The following is a 21,943-nucleotide window of genomic DNA, read 5'->3' on the forward strand; positions in this document are numbered from 1 at the left end:
TTGTCTAACAAGGATGCACCTATGCTAACAGTACCGGGATTATGCTGGCTATGCCGAATGCCGCTGGCGTTAAGCCACTGGGGGATTTGTTCCGTATGCGCGCGCGCCGTCCGCCAGCGCGTCAGCCTGTGTCCGCAATGTGGATTACCCGCCGCGCATCCTTCGCTCCCCTGCGGTCGCTGCCTGCAAAAACCTCCGCCCTGGCAGCGTCTGGTGAGCGTCAGTGACTATACGCCGCCCTTGAGTTTACTGGTGCATCAGCTTAAATTTACCCGCCGTAGCGAAATTGCCGCCGCTCTGGCGCGTCTACTGTTGCAGGAAGTCCTCATGGCGCGCCGCAGCACTGGCTTGCAGCTTCCCGACAGAATCGTCAGCGTTCCGCTCTGGTCGCGCCGACACTGGCGGCGGGGATTTAACCAAAGCGATCTGTTATGCCAACCGTTAGCGCGCTGGCTGGGCTGCGCGTGGGACAGCCAGACCATCACGCGGGTACGGGCAACCGCAACACAACATCATCTCAGCGCCAGGTTACGTAAGCGCAATTTGAAAAACGCGTTTCGCCTTGAATTGCCGGTACAGGGTCTCCATATGGTTATTGTGGATGATGTCGTCACTACCGGAAGTACCGTCGCGGAAATCGCGCAACTGCTTTTGCGCAACGGCGCAGCGACTGTCCAGGTATGGTGCCTGTGTCGAACCTTGTAGAGCCTCGATGATGGGCGTATTATAACCAACTAAAATAGTCAACTATTAGGCCATTACTATGATCCGTATTTCCGATGCTGCACAAGCGCACTTTGCCAAACTGCTGGCAAATCAGGAAGAAGGGACGCAAATCCGCGTATTTGTCATTAATCCCGGCACTCCTAACGCAGAGTGCGGTGTTTCTTATTGTCCGCCCGACGCCGTAGAAGCCACCGATACTGCACTGAAATTTGACCTGTTGACCGCTTATGTCGACGAGCTGAGCGCGCCCTATCTGGAAGACGCGGAAATTGATTTCGTGACCGACCAGCTAGGTTCTCAACTTACATTGAAAGCGCCAAACGCGAAGATGCGCAAAGTGGCCGATGACGCGCCGCTGATGGAGCGCGTGGAATATGCTCTGCAATCGCAGATTAACCCACAGTTGGCGGGCCACGGCGGTCGCGTCTCGCTGATGGAAATTACCGATGAAGGCTATGCAATTCTGCAGTTTGGCGGCGGTTGTAACGGTTGCTCGATGGTTGACGTCACGCTGAAAGAAGGGATCGAGAAACAGTTGCTGAATGAATTCCCGGAACTGAAAGGGGTTCGCGATCTGACCGAACACCAGCGCGGCGAGCACTCATACTACTAAGATTTTCCCCGCATCCATGCCCGATGGCGCTTGCGCCTGTCGGGCCTTGTCTGCCCCACCGTAGGCCGAATAAGGCGTCTACGCCGCCATCCGGCGCTATCAGCCACATCTCAGAACGATGGTCCTTCTTCTTGCGCCGATAACATGACCTGTGTCTCATAATTTAAATTTTGCCTGCCAGGGTCATTTTCAACACCCATATGTTACCCGTATCATTCTTATGGGCACCTAACATCCATATAACATCTGACTACGCTCATTCGTTTCAACGGTAATCAGTATTGGTGCTATTGCGACTCTGTTCCCGTCGGGAACAACAGGAATTTGTCGTCGAAACAATGACGTTACCCATAACAAAGTAAAGGCCAGGTAAATCATGCCATTAGTCATCGTTGCTATCGGTGTTATCTTGTTACTTCTTCTGATGATCCGCTTCAAAATGAACGGATTTATCGCCCTTGTCCTGGTAGCGCTCGCTGTCGGGTTGATGCAGGGAATGCCGCTGGATAAAGTCATCGGCTCCATCAAAGCCGGTGTCGGCGGTACGCTTGGCAGTCTGGCCCTGATTATGGGGTTCGGCGCCATGCTGGGCAAAATGCTTGCCGACTGCGGCGGCGCTCAACGTATCGCCACTACCCTGATCGCGAAATTTGGTAAAAAGCATATTCAGTGGGCCGTAGTGTTAACCGGCTTTACCGTCGGCTTCGCTCTGTTCTATGAAGTGGGCTTCGTTCTGATGCTGCCGCTGGTATTCACCATTGCCGCAGCGGCGAATATCCCGTTACTGTACGTCGGCGTGCCGATGGCCGCGGCGCTCTCCGTCACACACGGCTTCCTGCCGCCGCACCCGGGTCCAACCGCGATCGCCACGATTTTCCATGCCGATATGGGTAAGACGCTGCTGTTTGGTACGATTCTGGCAATCCCGACCGTGATCCTTGCCGGACCGGTTTACGCCCGTTTCCTGAAAGGTATCGATAAGCCGATCCCGGAAGGCCTGTACAGCGCGAAAACTTTTACGGAAGAAGAGATGCCGGGCTTTGGCGTCAGCGTCTGGACGTCGCTGGTTCCGGTGATTCTGATGGCGATGCGTGCGGTTGCCGAGATGATTCTGCCAAAAGGCCACGCTTTCCTGCCCGTTGCCGAGTTCCTGGGCGACCCGGTAATGGCTACGTTAATTGCCGTACTGATTGCGATGTTCACCTTTGGCCTGAACCGCGGGCGTTCCATGGATCAGATTAACGATACGCTGGTCTCTTCCATCAAAATTATCGCCATGATGCTGCTGATCATCGGCGGCGGCGGCGCGTTCAAGCAGGTGCTGGTCGATAGCGGCGTGGATAAATACATCGCTTCAATGATGCATGAAACCAATGTCTCTCCGCTGTTGATGGCGTGGTCTATCGCGGCGGTGCTGCGTATCGCGCTGGGCTCTGCGACTGTCGCGGCGATTACCGCAGGCGGCATTGCGGCGCCGCTGATCGCCACTACCGGCGTTAGCCCTGAACTGATGGTTATCGCAGTCGGTTCCGGGAGCGTGATTTTCTCTCACGTCAACGACCCGGGCTTCTGGCTATTCAAAGAGTATTTCAATTTGACTATCGGCGAGACCATTAAATCCTGGTCGATGCTGGAAACGATCATCTCCGTCTGCGGCCTGATCGGCTGTCTGCTACTGGGTATGGTGGTTTAAGCGAGGCGGCTTGTAGGCCGGATAAGGTAGCAATGTGCGCCAGGATTGCCTGATGGCGCTGCGCTTATCAGGCCTACGTGCTCTCACCATCATAAAGCCGGGGAAATCCCCGGCTTTATTACTTCTTCTTCGCGGCCGCTTTTCGGCGCTTATCCAAATCCTTAATCAGCTTGTTTACGCCCTCATCGGCAAACATCTGCTCCAGCGTGGCGGTGAGCTTCCGTCGCCATTTTTTATACTGATCGCTGGTGCCCGGTACGTTAACCGGATCGGCCATATCCAGCCAGTCCTCCGGCTGTAGCCCCAACAGACCGCTGTTACTGTCGGCGATATAGCGCTGAAGTCCGCGATTTAGCGTTGGCGTCATCGACATTAACGATGCCTTATGCCCGGCGCGTTTTGGCAGACAGCCATATTTATGCAGCGCGTCCAATAGCCCCTGTTTCGCCCGCTCGCGATCCTCATACAGCCCGCGCAGAATCACTTCATCCGGATAAAGCCCCAGAGCTTTACCCAACGTCAGGTCACCGCATTCCCAATAGCCGCGCAGCGTGGGGAGATCGTGCGTCGAGGCGACAGCCATCGATTGTTGCGGATATGCGCCTGGCGCGCGGAAGTTTTTCTCAAGGTCATTTTCAAACCACAGCACTTTATAAGAATAGACCCCGCTATCGCGCAGCTTGCCGACAATCTCAACTGGCACCGTCCCCAGATCTTCGCCTATCACCATACAACGGTGACGTTGGCTCTCCAGCGCCAGAATAGCCAACAGGTCGTCAACCGGATACTGAACATATGCCCCGCGATCCGCGGTTTCGCCATACGGTATCCACCACAGACGCAGCAACGACATGACATGGTCAATGCGCAACGCGCCGCAGTTTTGCATATTGGCGCGCAGCAGGTCGATAAAGGGCTCATACGCCCGGGCGACAATAATATGCGGGTCCATTGGCGGCAGCCCCCAGTTCTGACCGAGCGGGCCGAGGATATCCGGCGGCGCGCCGACAGATGCTTTCAGGCAGTACAGCTCCCGGTCGCACCAGGTTTCCGCGCCGCCTTCCGCTACGCCAACCGCCAGATCGCGGTACAGACCAATCGGTAGTTTAAAACTCTGGCAGGTATCCCAGCAGGCGGCGAATTGGCGCCAGGCCAGCCACTGAAGCCAGAGGTAAAACTCCACCTCTTCGCGGTGCGCTTCACAGAATTGTTTTACAGCGGGAGACTCTACCGACTGGTACGCCTCCGGCCAGGCTGGCCAGCCCCAGCGCTGCTCATCCTCTTTTACCTGATACGCATGCAGCGCGTCGAATGCCGCCTGCCAGTAAAGGCTCTCGCCTTCGCGGGCGATAAAGTGACGAAACTCCGCCATTTGCGCATCGTCGCGAGCGGCAAACCGCGTCCACGCCATCCGCAGCGCCGTGATTTTCAGCGCGGTAACGGTAGCGTAATCCACCCATTGCGCATCGCGCGCCTGTCGCAGCTTTTGCTGTGTGGCGGGCATTTGCCACCATGCCTGCGCCTCTTCGCTCAGGCGGAAATCTTCGACGGCGTTGACGTCGATATATATCACGTTCAGCCAGCGACGAGACGAGGGGCTGTAGGGACTGGCGCTCTCCGGATTCGCCGGATAAAGCGCGTGGATCGGGTTCAGGCCGATAAACGCGCCGCCGCGTGTCGCCACGTCGACCAGCATCGACTTCAAATCGCCGAAATCGCCAATACCCCAGTTTTTTTCTGAACGCAGAGTATAAAGCTGGACGCAGGCCCCCCACAGTTTTTTCCCCTCCAGCAGCGCCTGCGGCTCATAGCATCGCGGCGGGGCGACGATAATCCGGCAGTGCGTACGCTGTTCATCCTGGGTCAACGTCAGGGTGTGGTAGCCCTCCGGCAATGTAGCCGGAAGGTTAAGTTTTTTACCGCCCGTCACGCGCCCTTTGTAATGCACGCCCTCTTCCGTAGTCAGCAGCCAGGCAAACTCGCCGTGCCCCTCTACCGGCAACGCCATTTTTTTACCCGCGGTATAAACCTTCACATTCGGCACGACCGCCTGTGGTCCTGTTGTCGTGCCGTGCATCGCCGCCAGCAAACGTCTCTTGGTTTCAGCGCCAATAGACTGCGGTTTGCCATGAGCATTGATGTAACTGGGGCTGATCCCCGCCGCCAGCGCGGCACTATCGAGACGTTTATTTTCCATCGCGCTCCCTTAGCGTTTTGCCTGCCAGATACGGGCCTGATAATCGCGAATAGAGCGATCGGAACTGAACATACCGCAGCGCGCGGTATTGAGGATCGCGGCGCGCGTCCACGCTTCCTGGTCGCGATACAGCGCATCCACCTGCTTTTGCGCCTCGACATAAGCGGCGAAGTCCGCCATGACCAGGTACGGATCGCCCCCCTGTTTGCCGAGGCTATGCAGCATCTGGTCAAAGGCATGTTTATCGCCATCGCTGTATTGACCGCTTTCCAGCTCTTTTAGCACCGCATCCAGCACTTTGTCTTTTTTACGCCATTTCACCGGATCGTAGCCTTTGGCTTTGAGCGCCTTGACCTCTTCCACAGTATGGCCAAAGATAAAGATATTCTCTTCACCCACCTTCTCAGCGATTTCAACGTTAGCGCCGTCCAGCGTTCCCACTGTCAACGCCCCGTTCAGCGCCAGTTTCATGTTGCCGGTGCCGGACGCCTCTTTCCCGGCGGTAGAAATTTGCTCGGAAATATCCGCCGCCGGAATGAGCATTTCCGCCGCCGAGACGCAGTAATCCGGCAGGAAAACCACCTTCAGCTTATCACCCACCGCCGGGTCGTTATTAATGGCTTCCGCAACCTTATTGATAGCAAAAATGATGTTCTTCGCCAGGTAATAGCCCGGCGCCGCCTTCGCGCCAAACAGGAATACGCGCGGTACGCGGTCAGCCTGCGGGTTTTCGCGAATCTCTTTGTACAGCGCCAGAATATGCAACAGGTTCAGGTGCTGACGTTTGTACTCGTGCAGACGTTTGATTTGAATATCAAAAATCGCGTTGCTTGAAATCTCAATCCCGGTACGGGCCTGGATGAATTTCACCAGCCGTTCTTTGTTCGCCCGTTTGATGTCGCGATACTGCTGACGGAATTTGGCGTCGTCAGCGTATTTTTCGAGGTTGATCAACTGGTCGAGATCGTTAGCCCACTCTTTTTTCAGCGTTTTATCCAGCAACGCCGCAAGCTGCGGATTGCACTGTTTGATCCAGCGACGCGGCGTAATGCCGTTGGTGACATTGTGGAATTTGTTCGGCCAAAGCTGGTGATATTCCGGGAACAGATCTTTCACCACCAGATCGGAGTGCAGCGCCGCCACGCCGTTGACCGCAAAGCCGCTGACCACGCACATATTGGCCATGCGTACCTGACGGTCATGCACCACCGCCAGTTTTGCCCATACCTGCTTATCGCCAGGCCAGGTGTTATCGACCAGCGTCTTAAAGCGATCGTTAATCTGCTTGATAATCTGCATATGACGCGGCAACAGCGCTTTGATTAACCTCTCGTCCCAGCACTCCAGCGCTTCCGGCATCAGGGTATGGTTGGTGTAGGCGAAGGTTTTGCTGGTGATAGCCCAGGCGTCATCCCAGCTCAGCTGGTGCTCGTCAATCAGCACGCGCAGCAGTTCCGGAATGGCGATGGTCGGGTGAGTATCGTTCAACTGAATGACCTCGTAATCCGCCAGCTCATGCAGTTTGCGTCCGGCCAGATGATGGCGACGCAGAATATCCGCTACCGAGCAGGCGCACTGGAAGTATTGCTGCATCAGACGCAGTTTTTTACCCGCCGTGTGGTTATCGTTGGGATAAAGCACCTTCGTCAGTTTTTCCGCATCGATACCCTGCTGTTCCGCCCGCAGGAAAGCGCCGTCGTTGAATTTGGTCAGATCAAACGGATGCGCGTGGGTCGCCTTCCACAAACGCAGCGGTTGCGCGACGCCGTTACGATAGCCTAACACCGGCAGATCCCAGGCCTGGCCTGTAATCACAAAACCGGGCTCCCAGCGCCCTTCTTTGGTGACTTTACCGCCGATCCCAACCTGGACGTCCAGCGCCTCGTTGTGGCGGAACCACGGATAGCTGCCGCGATGCCAGTCATCAGGCGCCTCCATCTGCTTGCCTTCAACAAATGACTGACGGAACAGCCCATACTGGTAGTTCAGACCATAGCCCGTAGCGGACTGCCCGACGGTGGCCATCGAATCGAGGAAGCAGGCGGCCAGACGTCCCAGACCACCGTTGCCGAGCGCCGGATCGACTTCCTCTTCCAGCAGATCGGTCAGATTAATATCGTGCGCTTTCAGCACATCGCTAACGTCCTGGTACCACCCCAGATTTAACAGGTTATTTCCCGTCAGGCGGCCAATCAAAAATTCCATCGAAATGTAGTTCACATGACGCTGGCCTTTCGTCGGCTGCGCTACCGGTTGCGCGCTCAGTAATTCCGCCAGCGCGCCGCTAACGGCCTGCCACCACTGACGAGGCGTCATGTCAGACGCCGACAGTAAACCGAAACGCTGCCACTGACGCGTCAGGGCGGCCTGGAATTGATCTTTATTGAAGGTTGGCTGTGACATAGGAAATCCGTCCTCGGGTAATAAAACAACGTTATCGCTAGTTTGCCAGGCTCGATGTTGACCTTCCTCCTCCCGGCAATGATTAGGGAGGGAGGAGGAGCGGGGATGAGCATAAAAGTGTGATCGCCGCCACTTACCCCTGTATAAACGCGCCGATTCCTGTCAACGACACCCAGTGTTACGCATAATCAAATGAATAAACAGAAATAACAGTAAATCGCGAAGGGGTATTTTCGAAAGATTATATGAACGCCGAAATAGTTTCTTACCTGAAATATTCAGCGGCGGGAGATTCACTAACTAAACATAATTAATTAAACGCCTGGTATCGCCATTGTGTTAAATCCGGATGATGTCCAGGACATTATTTACAATAACGGAAATATGACCTCAGCCCAGCTCTGACGCTCGTTTCAACCGCGCCGAATACTTTTTTAATACCGTTATTTAGAATTGTGACAGAGTGCAAATTCAGACACATAAAAAGTCTGCTTAGCTTGCATTAAAATGCTTTCTGGCCGACCTTATATCTATTAATTACGAAGCGCAAAAAAAATCGCAGTTCCCCCCATTTCCCACAGTGAAGTGATTGCTATGTTGATTCCGTCTAAATTAAGTCGTCCGGTTCGTCTCGACCATACCGTGGTTCGTGAGCGGCTGTTGGCTAAACTTTCCGGCGCGAACAATTTCAGGCTCGCCCTGGTAACCAGTCCTGCTGGCTATGGGAAAACCACGCTTGTCTCACAGTGGGCGGCGGGCAAAAATGAATTAGGCTGGTACTCTCTCGACGAAGGCGATAACCAGCAAGAGCGATTCGCCAGTTACTTAATTGCCGCTATCCAACAGGCCACCGGCGGACACTGCTCGACCAGCGAAGCGATGGCGCAAAAACGTCAGTACGCCAGCCTGACGTCTCTCTTCGCACAGCTCTTTATTGAACTGGCGCAGTGGCATCGCCCGCTTTATCTGGTGATTGACGACTACCATTTGATTACCAATCCGGTGATTCACGACGCGATGCGCTTTTTCTTACGGCATCAGCCGGAAAATTTCACCCTGGTGGTGTTATCGCGTAATTTGCCGCAACTGGGCATCGCTAACCTGCGCGTGCGCGATCAGCTGTTGGAAATCGGCAGCCAGCAGTTGGCTTTTAACCATCAGGAAGCAAAGCAATTTTTTGACCGTCGTCTTTCGTCGCCCATTGAAGCCGCTGAGAGCAGCCGCATGTGCGACGATGTGGCCGGTTGGGCCACTGCGCTACAGTTGATCGCCCTCTCCGCGCGCCAGAACCATACCTCTGCGCATCACTCCGCCCGCCGTCTTGCCGGGATTAATGCCAGCCACCTTTCTGATTATCTGGTGGACGAAGTACTGGATAACGTGGATGTCAGCACCCGACATTTTTTACTTAAAAGCGCGATCTTACGCTCAATGAATGACGCGTTGATTGTGCGCGTGACCGGCGAAGAAAACGGCCAGATGCGGCTGGAGGAGATTGAGCGCCAGGGGTTATTCCTGCAACGCATGGACGACACGGGCGAGTGGTTTAGCTATCACCCGTTGTTTGGTAGCTTTCTGCGCCAGCGTTGCCAGTGGGAACTGGCGGCGGAACTGCCGGAGATCCACCGTGCGGCCGCGGAAAGCTGGATGGAACAGGGTTTTCCCAGCGAAGCTATACATCATGCGCTGGCGGCGGGTGACGCGCAAATGCTGCGCGATATCCTGCTTAACCATGCGTGGGGGCTGTTTAATCACAGTGAACTGGCGCTGCTGGAAGAGTCATTAAAAGCGCTGCCGTGGGAAAGCCTGCTGGAAAATCCGCGGCTGGTGTTGTTACAGGCCTGGCTGATGCAAAGCCAACACCGCTACAGTGAAGTGAATACGTTGCTGGCGCGCGCCGAGCAAGAGATCAAAGGGGTCATGGACGGCACGCTGCATGCTGAATTTAACGCGCTGCGCGCCCAGGTCGCCATCAACGACGGCAATCCGGAAGAGGCAGAGCGGCTGGCGAAACTGGCGCTGGATGAGCTTCCTCTCGCCTGGTTTTATAGCCGCATTGTCGCGACCTCCGTTCACGGCGAAGTGCTGCACTGTAAAGGCGATCTCAGCCAGTCTTTATCGCTGATGCAGCAAACCGAACAAATGGCGCGCCATCATGACGTCTGGCATTACGCGCTGTGGAGCTTAATTCAACAAAGCGAAATTCAGTTCGCCCAGGGATTCCTGCAGGCCGCATGGGAAACGCAGGAGAGAGCCTTCCAGTTGATCAAAGAGCAACATCTGGAACAACTGCCGATGCATGAGTTTCTGGTACGTATCCGCGCGCAATTGCTGTGGGCGTGGGCGCGCCTTGACGAAGCGGAGGCCTCGGCGCGCAGCGGTATCGCTGTGCTGTCCACCTTCCAGCCGCAACAACAGTTGCAGTGCCTGACGTTACTGGTGCAGTGCTCGCTGGCGCGCGGCGATCTGGATAATGCCCGTAGTCAGCTTAACCGACTGGAAAATTTATTAGGCAATGGTCGTTATCACTGCGACTGGATCTCTAACGCTGATAAAGTGCGTGTCATTTACTGGCAGTTAACCGGCGACAAAAAATCCGCCGCCAACTGGTTACGTCATACGCCCAAACCGGCGTTTGCCAATAACCATTTTCTGCAAGGGCAATGGCGGAATATCGCCCGCGCGCAGATCCTGCTGGGCGAATTCGAGCCTGCGGAAATCGTGCTGGAAGAGTTAAATGAGAATGCCCGTAGCCTGCGCTTAATGAGCGATTTAAACCGCAATCTGCTGTTACTCAATCAGCTTTACTGGCAATCCGGGCGGAAAAACGACGCCCAGCGCGTATTGCTTGATGCCTTACAGCTTGCCAACCGCACCGGATTTATCAGCCATTTTGTGATTGAAGGCGAAGCCATGGCGCAACAATTGCGTCAGCTGATTCAACTCAATACGCTGCCGGAGATGGAGCAGCATCGCGCGCAGCGCATCCTGCGAGAGATTAACCAACATCACCGGCATAAATTCGCCCATTTTGACGAAGGCTTCGTCGAGCGCCTGCTTAACCATCCGGATGTCCCGGAGCTTATTCGCACCAGCCCGCTCACCCAGCGTGAATGGCAGGTGTTAGGGCTTATCTATTCCGGTTACAGCAACGAACAGATTGCCGGCGAACTGGCGGTAGCCGCAACCACCATTAAGACGCATATCCGCAACCTCTACCAGAAACTCGGCGTCGCGCACCGTCAGGACGCGGTACAGCACGCGCAGCAGTTGCTGAAGATGATGGGGTACGGGGTTTAACTTGTGCCTGATAACGCTTCGCTTATCAGGCCTGCAGAGTCATTTTAAATCATATTGATATTGCTGCTTTTGTAGGCCGGGTAAGGCGTAGAGGCGTAGCCGACATCCGGCATAAACGTAAATCCAGACGTTGAGTTGGCTTCAGGCCCGATGGCCGTCGCTCAGCCGCAGGTTAAATGGCGCCCATCCATCCGGCGGGTCCCATTCGCCACTGCCATAAATAATACCCTCCCGGATATCGTGAATAATGACGCCATCAATACCACACGGTTCCGATCGCCAGATAATGCCGGAACTCACGTTGATAAGAAACGTATACTGAAAGGTTGTGACCAGGAAATTCTCGCTCAGCGAGGCCTTATGATCCCAAACATCGGGTATTGAATAAATATGGCCAACATAATCATCAAGAAACAGGCTCTTAACCTGATGTGAATCCGTATCAAATAAATGAACGTGCTGACCGTATAATATCGCAATAGTCTTATCATTATTCATGATGCCGCTGAAGCACTGCTCAACGATCCAGCGCCCCTCTTCCAGCGCGACAAAAAGACACAGCACGATAACCGGCTCGCCGTCCTGACTCACCAGCACTCTTCGCCGCATCGTTGAAGGGCCGGAAAAGGGATTAACATCCCTCTCCGGGATGGCGTCAGCAACGCGTTGTTCAGCATCAAGGAAATCAGCGTGGTATGTCATGATCCGCTATCCTTTTTACTTACCATAACCTGCACCATCCCCCTCGCCTCCTCCAGGTTGAACATTACCGGCAAAAACCGTTCCACCACCGCAATATTGGTAAGCAAGTGAGCGGAAGCCCGCGCCACGGTAAACGCGCCTTCGCCCGCCAGCGCCAGCGGTAAAATCAGCTGGTCGGCCAGATGCTCTCCCACCGCCGCCGGGCTTGCGAGATAGCGCCGCGCTTCATGCGCAACCTGGTTAGCTACCGCTTCCGCGCTGGTGCCTTTTACGCCGAACGCGGCGAACAGTTCGGTTAACTGTTCGCTTTGGATCATCAGCGACAGCGCGTTGCCCGGCCCGCAGCCGCCTTCCAGAGCAACGACGTTTTTCTCCGCCTGCGGGAAGTGGGCTTCCAGCGTTGCGACTTCACGTTCGCCAACGTGGTGAGGCACCGAGGCCAGTAAAGCTTCGGCGGTGATACGCCGCGTCTCGCCGCGCGATATCAGCGTTAGACCGCGTAAAGACGCCGCCGGTTCGACGACCGTCGCCGCCGCGCCGCCGCCTGCCGGATAAAAGCCGTGTTTTATCAGCGTGGTACGCTGGCTGATGCCCATCCTCGCCAACAGCGGCTCCCAGACGCGGCAGATAAAATCGGCGCTGGGCGCGGCCTGATTATGCGTCCCACCGTGAACCTCCACGCGGGATGAACCATCGGCAAACCACAGCGCGGGCAGGACGGTTTGCAGCACCAGCATACAACTGCCCGCGCTGCCAATCGCGAAACGGTACTCGCCGCCGCGAATCGGCCCCGGCGTAAAACGCAACTGTTGCGAGCCCAGCTCGTCGCCGTTCACCTGCGCGCCGCAGATTTCCGTTGCCGCCCGCACCGCCGTTAAATGCTGGCGTAGCAGCCCCGGTTTGGCGCGCCCGGCGCGGATGCCGCTCATTTCAAACGGCTGGCCGGTTATCATTGATAAACTCAGCGCCGAGCGCAAAATCTGCCCGCCGCCCTCTCCCTGTGCGCCATCCAGCGCGATGATCCTTGCCATTTTCTATCCTTTAACGCACACCACCTGCCGCAGGGTGTACATGATTTCCACCAGGTCAGACTGCGCCGCCATCACCGCATCAATATCTTTATACGCCATTGGGATCTCGTCGATCACGTCCGCATCTTTACGGCATTCGACATGCGCGGTGGCGCGAATCTGATCGTCAACGCTAAACAGTTTCTTCGCTTTCGTTCGGCTCATCACACGCCCGGCGCCGTGGCTGCACGAACAGAACGACTCTTCGTTACCCAGCCCGCGCACGATAAAGCTTTTCGCCCCCATCGAACCGGGAATGATACCGAACTCACCGCGCCGCGCCGAAACTGCCCCTTTACGCGTCACATAGATCTCTTCGCCAAAGTGCTGCTCTTTTTGCACATAGTTATGGTGGCAGTTGATCTCGTCCATATCGAGGGCGATCGGTTTTTCCACGCAGCGCTGGAGCGCCGCCAGCGCGTTTTCCATCATCGCCTCGCGGTTCAGGCTGGCGAATTGCTGCGCCCAGTGTACCGCTTTCAGGTAATCATCAAAATATTCGCTTCCTTCATTAAAATACGCCAGATCGCGGGACGGCAGCGTTTCTAACTGCTCCTGCATTTCTTGCTGCGCCAGGCCGATAAAATAGGTGCCGATGGCGTTACCGATCCCGCGCGAACCGGAGTGCAGCATGATCCATACCCGATCGGTTTCATCCAGACAGATCTCAATAAAGTGGTTACCGGTTCCCAATGTTCCCAGGTGCTTATAGTTATTGGTATTCAAAAAGCGCGGATATTTTTGCGTTAACCACTGATATCCCGCTTCCAGCTGCGCCCATTTTTCATCAACGTTGGCGGGCGGTTTTCCCCATGCGCCCACATCGCGATGCCCGCGTCCGGTGGTACGCCCGTGAGGCACAGCGGCCTCTATGGCGCTACGCAGTTCCGCCAGATTTTCCGGCAGATCGGCCGCCGTTAAGCTGGTACGCAGCGCGTTCATTCCACAACCGATATCCACTCCCACCGCCGCCGGAATAATCGCCCCTTTCGTCGGGATCACGCTACCGATGGTCGATCCTTTCCCCAAATGCACATCCGGCATAACGGCAATATGTTTGAAAATAAACGGCATTTTCGCCGTATTGATCAGCTGCTGACGGGCATCGTCTTCTACCGGTACGCCTTTGGTCCACATTTTTACCGGTGCGTTCTGGGTGGTCATCAATTCGTAATTCATCATTTTTTTCTCGTTTTAATCATTAGGGTGGCGACAAGTTTATGTGAATACACCGCTCTACCATTGAGCTACAGAGCCGGGCTCTGACGGGTCTCGAACCCGCAACAAATGTAGATCCACAGGCATTCGCCAAAATAGGGTGGCACGACAAGTTAAGGTGAATCACCCGCTCTACCGTTGAGCTACAGGGCTAAGCCCCGGCAGGGTTCGAACCTGCGTCTGGCCATACAAGGTGTAGATCCACCAGCATTCGTGCCTTCAGCGTTGCGCGACAAATTCATAGCCGGGATGATACGCATCGGGAAAGATGTAATCCCGGCCAGCATTCGCGCCGCGCTGAATACTCTTTACAGCGTCACGGCTTCAATCTCTTCCAGCCAGTGCGTGCTGCCATAGCGACCGTTAACAAAGTTATCTATCACCGTAAACACCTCGTCGCTGAAGCCGCCGACGTTCAAAATATCGTTTCGTTCCGCCGCCTGCGTGGTGCCGTAAGGCAGCAGATCGATACACACCAGGCGCGCCTGCGGGTTGCGCTTTTTCAGTTCGATCCAGCATTCCATGGTGGCCGTTGAGCCATGGCGCGATTTATCAACCCACGATTCGTTATCCGACACCATAATCACCAGATCCACCCGCGCCCGCTCGTTCAACAACCTACGTAGCGGCGCGGAGCAGTTGGTGCCGCCGCCGCCAACCGCCGCCAGCTTTTGCGCGTTGTGCATGACCGACTGGCGCGCATCAAGCCGCACGTCGACCACATCGCATTCAAACGGCAGCACGCGGGCCTGCGGATGATTACGCAGCACGGCGGCGGCGATCAGCCCGGCAACGTCCACGCAGCGGATCTTACTGGTCGCCCCCTTGCGATAGCCGGTTATCGACGACTTCATCGACCCCGACACGTCCGGGCAGACCACCACGTTGCCGCGAAACGGCGGAATGTTCTCCAGCGCGTACTCCATCGCCTGCGCTAAAGCCTCGCGAATAACCTGCGGCACGCCGCTTTGCAGATTGCTCCACGCCGACAGCAACTGATAAGGATAAACCCAAGACTGGCGCACCTGCGCCCTGTCCGCCAGCCGCTGCGCCACGCTGGCGGCAAGCGTTGCATTCTCAAACACGCCATGACGCGCCAGCGTATTCAAATTCATCCGCAACGTTTGCCAACTCATCCGCTGCGCCAGTTGCGCCCACTGTTCGCGACTCAGCGGCGCGTTGGTCAGCAGTAAAAACGGCACATCGGGTAAGGCCGCGCCCATGTCGCCTTCACGAAACGCCAGCAGCGCGCGCGTTTTTTCCGGCAGTTGCGTCTTATCGCACGGCTTACCAATCAGCCAGGCGAAGAAGGCTTCCTGCCACGCCACCTGCGGCCGTGGGTGCACCATTTTGACGATATCCGCCAGCGACGGCGCATTGCCCACCGATGTCTGCAATAAGCGCTCTTCGCTGGCGTTCTGCAACCAACGCTGCACCAGCTTCTTTGGCCGCGTCCCCAGCGAGCGCCGCCCGGTCACGCCGCTGCGCAACATTTGCACAAAGTTACGCAGCATCCGGCCATTATTGATCACCCGCGCAAATACTACCGGCAGCAGCGCCGAACCACGCGCCGCCAGAATGGCGGTCAACAGCGCGGGCATATCCTTCATCATCCCGCGTTCGCGGCCATAAATCGCCAGTTGCGCTAAAAACAGATCGTCGAGATCTTTCGCCGTCGCCAGAACATCATTTAGCTGCGCCTGGCCGCTGGCATAAAAAGTCTCGTTCATGCAGCCGGTCATCACCATTTGCGCCAGTTTATGGCGCGGGGTGAAGGCAAAGGCCGCTGCGCCTTGCTGATTGCTGGCGTTGGCCAGCGGCGCGTCCCTTAACAGCGAACGGAACAAAAGTGGATTAGCCATTTGTTTTTCCCATTTCCGTTATTCTCCATGCCAGAGTTATTGCAACCAGCGTGCCAGAAAATAAATTATTTTTTAATATATTGATTTTTAATTGATTTATTTCTTTAGCGTTCAAGTGAAAGAAAAATGCCTGCACGGCAGCCATTAAAAAGCGATAAAATTATCTCGTCTTTTAGAAGGAAATCTAAGATGCGAAAAACGGTGGCCTTTGGTTTTGTCGGTACGGTACTCGACTATGCAGGACGCGGCAGTCAACGTTGGGAAAAATGGCGCCCTACTTTGTGTCTGTGCCAGCAGGAGACGCTGGTCGTTCACCGCCTGGAACTGCTGTACGATGCCCGCTCTCGCTCGCTGTTTGAAGGATTAAAGAAGGATATCGCCAGCGTCTCGCCGGAAACGGAAGTCGTCGGCGTAGAAATCGCGATCCGCAACCCGTGGGACTTCGAAGAGGTTTACGCCTGCCTGCACGATTTCGCCCGCAGCCATACTTTTCATCCCGAAGATGAAGACTATCTGATTCACATCACCACCGGCACCCACGTCGCGCAGATCTGCTGGTTCCTGCTGGCGGAGGCGCGCTATCTTCCGGCGCGATTAGCGCAGACCTCGCCGCCGCGCAAAAAAGATAAACCGCATAGCACGGGCGACGTGACGATTATTGACCTCGACCTCAGCCGCTACAATGATATCGCCACCCGCTTCGCCCAGGAGCGGGAGGAGACGCTCAACTTCCTGAAGTCCGGCATTGCAACCCGCAACCCGTGTTTCAACCGGATGATTGAGCAAATTGAGCGCGTCGCGATACGCTCCCGTTCGCCAATCCTGCTCAATGGCCCGACCGGCGCGGGCAAGTCGTTTCTCGCCCGTCGCATCTATGAACTAAAACTGGCCCGCCACCAGTTCAGCGGCCCGTTTGTCGAAGTGAACTGCGCCACCCTGCGCGGCGACACGGCGATGTCGGCGCTGTTCGGCCACGTTAAGGGGGCGTTTACCGGCGCGAGAGAGGAGCGTGCAGGGCTGCTGCGCAGCGCCGACGGCGGCATGTTGTTTCTTGACGAAGTGGGAGAACTGGGCGCGGATGAACAGGCCATGTTGCTGAAAGCCATTGAAGAAAAACGCTTTTACCCTTTCGGCAGCGACCAGCAGGTCAGCAGCGATTTCCAGTTGATTGCCGGCACGGTGCGCGACCTGCGCCAGCGGGTGGCGGAGGGGACATTCCGCGAAGACCTGTACGCGCGTATTAATCTCTGGACCTTCGAACTACCGGGCCTGCGTCAGCGCCAGGAAGATATTGAGCCAAACCTTGACTACGAACTGGAACGCCACGCGGCGCTAACCGGCGACAGCGTGCGTTTTAATACCGAAGCGCGCCGCGCCTGGCTGAGCTTCGCCACCTCGCCGCAGGCCGCCTGGCGCGGTAACTTCCGCGAACTCTCCGCCAGCGTCACCCGCATGGCGACGCTGGCGGACAACGGGCGAATCACGGTCGAAACGGTAGACGATGAAATCGCGCGTTTGCGCTATAGCTGGAATGACCATCGCCCCTCCGCGCTCGACGGACTGCCGGGCATTGACGCAACGGCGCTGGATCTGTTTGACCGTATGCAACTGGAAAACGTCGTTGCGGTCTGCCGCCAGGCGAAAACCCTTTCCGACGCCGGGCGGCAGCTATTCAACGTTTCCCGTCAGGGGAAAGCCACGGTGAATGACGCTGACCGGCTGCGTAAGTACCTGGCGCGTTTTGGGCTGACGTGGGACGTTTTACAGAATTAACACAGCTCCAGTTGAATATGGTTCTCCGTCAACACCTGCATCACGCCCGGCGGCGGCAGGGTATCGGTGTAGACCGCATCGACCATACTAATACTGCCCATGTTTACCATCGCGTTACGGCCAAATTTAGAGTGATCCACCACCAGCATCACGTGGCGCGAATTTTCGATAATCGCGCGCTTGGTGCGTACCTCATGGTAGTCAAATTCCAGCAACGAGCCGTCGCTATCAATACCGCTAATACCGAGAATGCCGAAATCGAGACGGAACTGGGCGATAAAGTCCTGCGTCGCTTCGCCAATAATGCCGCCGTCGCGGCTGCGGAGTTCGCCGCCGGCGAGGATAATACGAAAATCCTCTTTCGCCATTAGCGTGTTCGCTACGTTCAAATTGTTGGTCACGATCCGCAAATTACTGTGCCCTAACAGGGCGTGCGCTACGGCTTCCGGCGTCGTGCCGATATCAATAAACAGCGTTGAACCATTGGGAATCTGGGCCGCGACTTTGCGAGCGATGCGCTCTTTTTCTTCCGTTTGCGTCGCCTTACGATCGTGCCACGGCGTGTTCACCGAGCTGGAGGGCAACGCCGCGCCGCCGTGGTGGCGCAAAATCATATTCTGTTCCGCCAGATCGTTAAGATCCCGACGAATGGTTTGCGGGCTGACAGAAAAATGCTCCACCAGCTCTTCCGTACTGACGTACCCCTGTTTTTTCACCAGTTCAATGATCGCGTCATGCCGTTGTGTTTGTTTCATGAATAATCTCTGAAAGTAACCAACCTTGCGCCGGATAGCGGCATTCGCCCTACCCGGCCTGGAAAAATATCTCGACCACAGGCCGGATACGCCTCACGTTCGTTTTCGCGCATTCAGCGTATCAACAAAGGCCATCGCTAAACCGACGATAAGCCCGGCGATGTGCGCGCCGTTCGCCATAGACATGCCAAACCAGTCAAACCAACCAGCGACTATCCACAATAATGCAAAAATAATTAAGCCGCGCTGGAGGTAAATTCCGCTTTGCGGATCGCGCTCTCCGCGCAGCCACACGTACCCCATCAGCGCATAGACGACGCCAGACAGTCCGCCAAACCACGGGCCGCTAAATTTCTGCTGTACATAGCCGCTTAGCAGCGCGCTTATCACCGTAATGACGATTAATTTACCGCTGCCCAGGCGCTTCTCTACCGCCCCGCCGAGATACCACCACCACAGCAGGTTAAAAAGAATATGCATCAGTGAGAAGTGCATAAAGATATGGGTGAAGTAGCGCCAGACTTCAAATTTTAAAACCGGATCGAACGGCCACGCCAGCCACACCATCACCGTCTGATCGCCGATGAGACTCATCGCGATATAGACCAGCACGCAGGCGAGCATCACGATCCAGGTAACAGGGCCGGCTCGTTCACGCAGCGTGGCGAGAAAGGGAAAACGGCGATAGCGTAGCCCGCTGTTAGTCTGCCCGGACTGCCAGCTAGCCGCCAGATAACGCGGATCGCCGGGATTTTCTATAAACCGCGCCAGCTCGACCCGCACACGTTCGGCCTGCGATTCATCTGCCAACCAGATATCGCTTTGATTATGTTGCTGAATAGTAAGAATGACGCCCTGGGTGGCCATGTAATCAACAAATGCCTGCGCCACGCGAGGATTCGCAAAGGAAGTAATCATCAACATTATTGCTGTCGCTTAGTCCATACAAAAGAAGACAGTATATATACCCTTCTCGTCGGAGGCTGCATCTTTATGGGATTACGCGCCATTCGCGACATCGGCAGGGAAACGGCGATGCCAGGCCTCAAACCCGCCGTCAATGCTGTAAACCGCATCATAGCCTTGCTGGAGCAGATACTGCGCGGCGCCTTTACTACTGTTGCCGTGATAGCACATTACCATCACGGCGGTATCGAAACCATGCTCACGCATAAACGCGCCCAGCGTATCGTTAGTCAAGTGAAACGCCTGCGGCGCATGACCCATGGCATAACTTTGCGGATCGCGAATATCGACCAGCACCGCCGCGCCCTGGTGCAGTTTCTGATACGCCTCTTCTACAGTGATACATTCAAATTGTTCCATGAATCGCTCTTTCATTATTGCCGGTGAAGCCAATTAAGGCATTTTATCGCCCAGTGTACGTTGACGGAGTAGCTTAACGCCATAATGTTATACATATCACTCTAAAATGTTTTTTCGATGTTACCAATAGCGCGTTTCTTTGCTATTATGTTCGATAACGAACATTTTTGAACTTTAACGAAAGTGCAAGAGGGCAGCATGGAAACCAAAGATCTGATCGTGATAGGCGGGGGCATTAACGGTGCAGGCATCGCGGCTGATGCCGCCGGACGCGGTTTGTCCGTACTCATGCTGGAAGCGCAGGATTTGGCCTGCGCAACCTCTTCCGCCAGTTCGAAACTTATCCACGGCGGCTTACGCTACCTTGAGCACTACGAGTTCCGCCTGGTCAGCGAAGCGCTGGCAGAACGTGAGGTGTTGTTGAAAATGGCGCCGCACATCGCCTTCCCGATGCGTTTTCGTCTGCCGCACCGCCCGCATTTACGTCCAGCCTGGATGATCCGCATCGGTCTGTTTATGTACGATCACCTCGGCAAACGTACCAGCTTACCCGGTTCCACCGGTGTGCGGTTTGGCGCAGATTCGGTGCTCAAACCTGAAATCGTGCGCGGATTCGAATATTCCGACTGCTGGGTAGACGATGCGCGTCTGGTGCTGGCTAACGCACAGATGGTGGTGCGTAAAGGCGGCGAAGTCCTTACCCGTACTCGCGCAACCGCCGCTCGTCGGGAAAATGGCCTGTGGATTGTCGAAGCGGAAGATATCGACACCGGTAAAAAATATGTCTGGCAGGCGCGCGGACTGGTTAACGCCACCGGACCGTGGGTCAAACAGTTCTTCGACGAAGGGATGCACCTGCCGTCGCCGTATGGCATCCGCCTGATCAAAGGCAGCCATATCGTCGTGCCGCGCGTCCATAATCAGAAGCAGGCGTATATTCTGCAAAACGAAGATAAGCGTATCGTCTTTGTCATTCCGTGGATGGAAGAGTTTTCGATCATTGGCACAACCGATGTCGAATATAAAGGCGATCCGAAAGCGGTAAAAATTGAAGAGAGCGAAATTAATTACCTGTTGAAGGTCTATAACGCGCACTTCCAGAAACAACTGGGGCGCGATGACATCGTCTGGACGTACTCCGGCGTCCGTCCGCTGTGCGATGATGAGTCCGACTCACCGCAGGCGATCACTCGCGATTATACCCTTGATATTCATGATGAAAACGGCAAAGCGCCGCTGCTTTCCGTGTTTGGCGGTAAGCTCACGACCTACCGTAAGCTGGCCGAACATGCGATGGAAAAACTGGCGTCTTATTATCCAGGCATCGGCCCGGCATGGACCAAAACGTGCGTACTGCCCGGCGGCGACATCGACGGCAGCCGCGAAGATTACGCGGCGAAGCTGCGTCGTCGTTACCCATTCCTGACGGAATCGCTGGCGCGCCACTATTCGCGCACTTACGGCAGCAACACGGAGTGGATTCTCGGCGAAGCCACGTCGCTGCTTGATTTAGGCGAAGATTTCGGTCATGAGTTTTACGAAGCGGAACTCAAGTACCTGGTGGATCACGAATGGGTGCGCCGTACTGAAGACGCTATCTGGCGTCGCACCAAAGAAGGCATGTGGCTGACCGCCGAGCAGCAATCCCGCATCACCCAGTGGCTGGCGGCGTATGTTGAGAAACACCAACTTTCACTGGCGTCGTAATAAAATCCGGGGCGGTTTATACCGCCCTTTTCGCCACATACCGCATTCACTCGCCGGGTTTTGTACAGCCGGGCATATGATTAGTGATACGGTAGCGATCGACACTTATTTTGGTAATAAAGAAGGGTTTTGCCCGCGCTTCACTATTCCAGAGAGTTTTCCCCGTTTTACACCAGCTTTTATGAGAAAAGTTGGCATAATGAACCACGCTCTCCTCCCCCAGCACGCTTTCAAAATGCGCGCGTTTATCACCGTCGGCCACGCTAAAGTCAGCATAAAAAAGATTGCTGTCCAGGTTAAACGTCATCTCTATTTCACTGGCGGACGATGGAAAGAACACAGGCAGCCAGGTCCAGATACCGGATTGCTCGGGTATGGCGGCATAATCAGGAAAATAGCTTACCTGGCGATCATCGCAGGCGGTCAGCACAGCGATGATGATTAATGTTGCACCACACCGGAGAACCTGATTAATCAGCTCAGCAACAATATCTTTATGCCACGAAGTGGATTCACGCCGTGCAATACGAATATCCGCGCCGCTGGCCGGGTCTACGCCTACCCGTTCCACATATAATTTAACATCTTCCATTTAGTC

Annotated in this window: 16 protein-coding genes; 6 read left to right on the forward strand and 10 right to left on the reverse strand. The window is 55.4% G+C overall.

What is annotated here, in order from left to right:
* Positions 1–21 precede the first annotated feature (21 nt).
* The 3 genes from gntX (at position 22) to gntT (ending at position 3,032) form a co-directional block, all read left to right on the forward strand.
* Positions 22–705 (forward strand): DNA utilization protein GntX, encoded by a 684-nt coding sequence (gene gntX, locus ACLJPQ_RS12195; RefSeq protein ID WP_000958733.1) that lies wholly within the window; start codon positions 22–24, stop codon positions 703–705.
* 58 nt (positions 706–763) lie between these two features.
* A complete protein-coding gene (gene nfuA, locus ACLJPQ_RS12200) occupies positions 764–1,339 on the forward strand; it encodes a Fe-S biogenesis protein NfuA (protein ID WP_000619387.1) in 576 nt (191 codons plus the stop codon).
* 376 nt (positions 1,340–1,715) lie between these two features.
* A complete protein-coding gene (gntT, locus tag ACLJPQ_RS12205; protein ID WP_001131741.1) occupies positions 1,716–3,032 on the forward strand; it encodes a gluconate transporter in 1,317 nt (438 codons plus the stop codon).
* Between the two features lie 118 nt (positions 3,033–3,150).
* Here gntT and malQ read toward each other — a convergent pair whose 3' ends face one another.
* Both malQ and malP read right to left on the reverse strand, forming a co-directional pair.
* Positions 3,151–5,229 (reverse strand): 4-alpha-glucanotransferase, encoded by a 2,079-nt coding sequence (malQ, locus tag ACLJPQ_RS12210; RefSeq protein ID WP_410967606.1) that lies wholly within the window; start codon positions 5,227–5,229, stop codon positions 3,151–3,153.
* A 9-nt stretch (positions 5,230–5,238) separates the two neighbouring features.
* Positions 5,239–7,632, reverse strand: a complete 2,394-nt coding sequence (malP, locus tag ACLJPQ_RS12215; RefSeq protein WP_061424134.1) for a maltodextrin phosphorylase — start codon at positions 7,630–7,632, stop codon at positions 5,239–5,241.
* Positions 7,633–8,226: 594 nt separating this feature from the next.
* On the opposite strand from malP, the gene malT reads away from it, so the two are divergent.
* Positions 8,227–10,932: an HTH-type transcriptional regulator MalT gene (malT, locus tag ACLJPQ_RS12220; protein ID WP_000907030.1), complete on the forward strand. Its 2,706-nt coding sequence runs from the start codon at positions 8,227–8,229 to the stop codon at positions 10,930–10,932.
* Between the two features lie 141 nt (positions 10,933–11,073).
* On the opposite strand, the gene ACLJPQ_RS12225 is transcribed toward malT, so the two are convergent.
* The 4 genes from ACLJPQ_RS12225 to ACLJPQ_RS12240 form a co-directional block, all read right to left on the reverse strand.
* Positions 11,074–11,634: a hypothetical protein gene (locus ACLJPQ_RS12225; protein WP_001650910.1), complete on the reverse strand. Its 561-nt coding sequence runs from the start codon at positions 11,632–11,634 to the stop codon at positions 11,074–11,076.
* On the reverse strand, positions 11,631–12,665 hold the full coding sequence (rtcA, locus tag ACLJPQ_RS12230; RefSeq protein ID WP_080185088.1) for an RNA 3'-terminal phosphate cyclase: 1,035 nt from the start codon (positions 12,663–12,665) through the stop codon (positions 11,631–11,633). The genes ACLJPQ_RS12225 and rtcA overlap by 4 nt, the downstream gene beginning before the upstream one ends.
* 3 nt (positions 12,666–12,668) lie before the next feature.
* Positions 12,669–13,883, reverse strand: coding sequence for an RNA-splicing ligase RtcB (gene rtcB / locus ACLJPQ_RS12235; RefSeq protein WP_061424128.1), 1,215 nt, complete (start codon positions 13,881–13,883; stop codon positions 12,669–12,671).
* Positions 13,884–14,230: 347 nt separating this feature from the next.
* Complete coding sequence (locus tag ACLJPQ_RS12240; RefSeq protein ID WP_080185089.1) at positions 14,231–15,784, reverse strand: vWA domain-containing protein; 1,554 nt, start codon at positions 15,782–15,784, stop codon at positions 14,231–14,233.
* Between the two features lie 189 nt (positions 15,785–15,973).
* Between ACLJPQ_RS12240 and rtcR the strand changes: the two genes are divergently transcribed.
* Complete coding sequence (gene rtcR, locus ACLJPQ_RS12245; RefSeq protein ID WP_001232871.1) at positions 15,974–17,557, forward strand: RNA repair transcriptional activator RtcR; 1,584 nt, start codon at positions 15,974–15,976, stop codon at positions 17,555–17,557.
* Here rtcR and ACLJPQ_RS12250 read toward each other — a convergent pair.
* From ACLJPQ_RS12250 to glpE, 3 genes are all read right to left on the reverse strand, one after another.
* Positions 17,554–18,312 carry a DeoR/GlpR family transcriptional regulator gene (locus ACLJPQ_RS12250; RefSeq protein WP_000815085.1) on the reverse strand — a complete coding sequence of 253 codons (759 nt, stop codon included), beginning with the start codon at positions 18,310–18,312 and terminating at the stop codon, positions 17,554–17,556. The two genes, rtcR and ACLJPQ_RS12250, sit on opposite strands and share 4 nt — an antisense overlap.
* A gap of 93 nt (positions 18,313–18,405) precedes the next feature.
* The gene (gene glpG / locus ACLJPQ_RS12255) at positions 18,406–19,236 is read right to left on the reverse strand and encodes a rhomboid family intramembrane serine protease GlpG (RefSeq protein WP_000928702.1); all 831 of its coding nucleotides are present in this window, start codon (positions 19,234–19,236) and stop codon (positions 18,406–18,408) included.
* Positions 19,237–19,311: 75 nt separating this feature from the next.
* Positions 19,312–19,638, reverse strand: coding sequence for a thiosulfate sulfurtransferase GlpE (glpE, locus tag ACLJPQ_RS12260; protein WP_000434523.1), 327 nt, complete (start codon positions 19,636–19,638; stop codon positions 19,312–19,314).
* A 198-nt stretch (positions 19,639–19,836) separates the two neighbouring features.
* Between glpE and glpD the strand changes: the two genes are divergently transcribed.
* Positions 19,837–21,345 (forward strand): glycerol-3-phosphate dehydrogenase, encoded by a 1,509-nt coding sequence (gene glpD, locus ACLJPQ_RS12265; RefSeq protein WP_000448178.1) that lies wholly within the window; start codon positions 19,837–19,839, stop codon positions 21,343–21,345.
* 46 nt (positions 21,346–21,391) lie between these two features.
* Here the strand turns inward: glpD and ACLJPQ_RS12270 are convergent, their stop codons facing one another.
* Positions 21,392–21,937, reverse strand: a complete 546-nt coding sequence (locus tag ACLJPQ_RS12270; RefSeq protein WP_080095296.1) for a hypothetical protein — start codon at positions 21,935–21,937, stop codon at positions 21,392–21,394.
* Positions 21,938–21,943 lie beyond the last annotated feature (6 nt).

Source organism: Salmonella sp. SAL04213, from assembly GCF_046550535.1.
Lineage (GTDB): Bacteria > Pseudomonadota > Gammaproteobacteria > Enterobacterales > Enterobacteriaceae > Salmonella > Salmonella enterica.

Excerpts from the sequence above, each read along its gene's own strand:
- malT (WP_000907030.1), top strand. The coding sequence starts at position 8,227 with ATGTTGATTCCGTCTAAATTAAGTCGTCCGGTTCGTCTCGACCATACC.
- malQ (WP_410967606.1), bottom strand. The coding sequence starts at position 5,229 with ATGGAAAATAAACGTCTCGATAGTGCCGCGCTGGCGGCGGGGATCAGC.
- rtcB (WP_061424128.1), bottom strand. The coding sequence starts at position 13,883 with ATGAATTACGAATTGATGACCACCCAGAACGCACCGGTAAAAATGTGG.
- ACLJPQ_RS12250 (WP_000815085.1), bottom strand. The coding sequence starts at position 18,312 with ATGAAACAAACACAACGGCATGACGCGATCATTGAACTGGTGAAAAAA.
- gntX (WP_000958733.1), top strand. The coding sequence starts at position 22 with ATGCTAACAGTACCGGGATTATGCTGGCTATGCCGAATGCCGCTGGCG.
- rtcA (WP_080185088.1), bottom strand. The coding sequence starts at position 12,665 with ATGGCAAGGATCATCGCGCTGGATGGCGCACAGGGAGAGGGCGGCGGG.
- glpE (WP_000434523.1), bottom strand. The coding sequence starts at position 19,638 with ATGGAACAATTTGAATGTATCACTGTAGAAGAGGCGTATCAGAAACTG.
- ACLJPQ_RS12225 (WP_001650910.1), bottom strand. The coding sequence starts at position 11,634 with ATGACATACCACGCTGATTTCCTTGATGCTGAACAACGCGTTGCTGAC.
- ACLJPQ_RS12240 (WP_080185089.1), bottom strand. The coding sequence starts at position 15,784 with ATGGCTAATCCACTTTTGTTCCGTTCGCTGTTAAGGGACGCGCCGCTG.
- rtcR (WP_001232871.1), top strand. The coding sequence starts at position 15,974 with ATGCGAAAAACGGTGGCCTTTGGTTTTGTCGGTACGGTACTCGACTAT.
- glpG (WP_000928702.1), bottom strand. The coding sequence starts at position 19,236 with ATGTTGATGATTACTTCCTTTGCGAATCCTCGCGTGGCGCAGGCATTT.
- glpD (WP_000448178.1), top strand. The coding sequence starts at position 19,837 with ATGGAAACCAAAGATCTGATCGTGATAGGCGGGGGCATTAACGGTGCA.
- gntT (WP_001131741.1), top strand. The coding sequence starts at position 1,716 with ATGCCATTAGTCATCGTTGCTATCGGTGTTATCTTGTTACTTCTTCTG.
- ACLJPQ_RS12270 (WP_080095296.1), bottom strand. The coding sequence starts at position 21,937 with ATGGAAGATGTTAAATTATATGTGGAACGGGTAGGCGTAGACCCGGCC.
- malP (WP_061424134.1), bottom strand. The coding sequence starts at position 7,632 with ATGTCACAGCCAACCTTCAATAAAGATCAATTCCAGGCCGCCCTGACG.
- nfuA (WP_000619387.1), top strand. The coding sequence starts at position 764 with ATGATCCGTATTTCCGATGCTGCACAAGCGCACTTTGCCAAACTGCTG.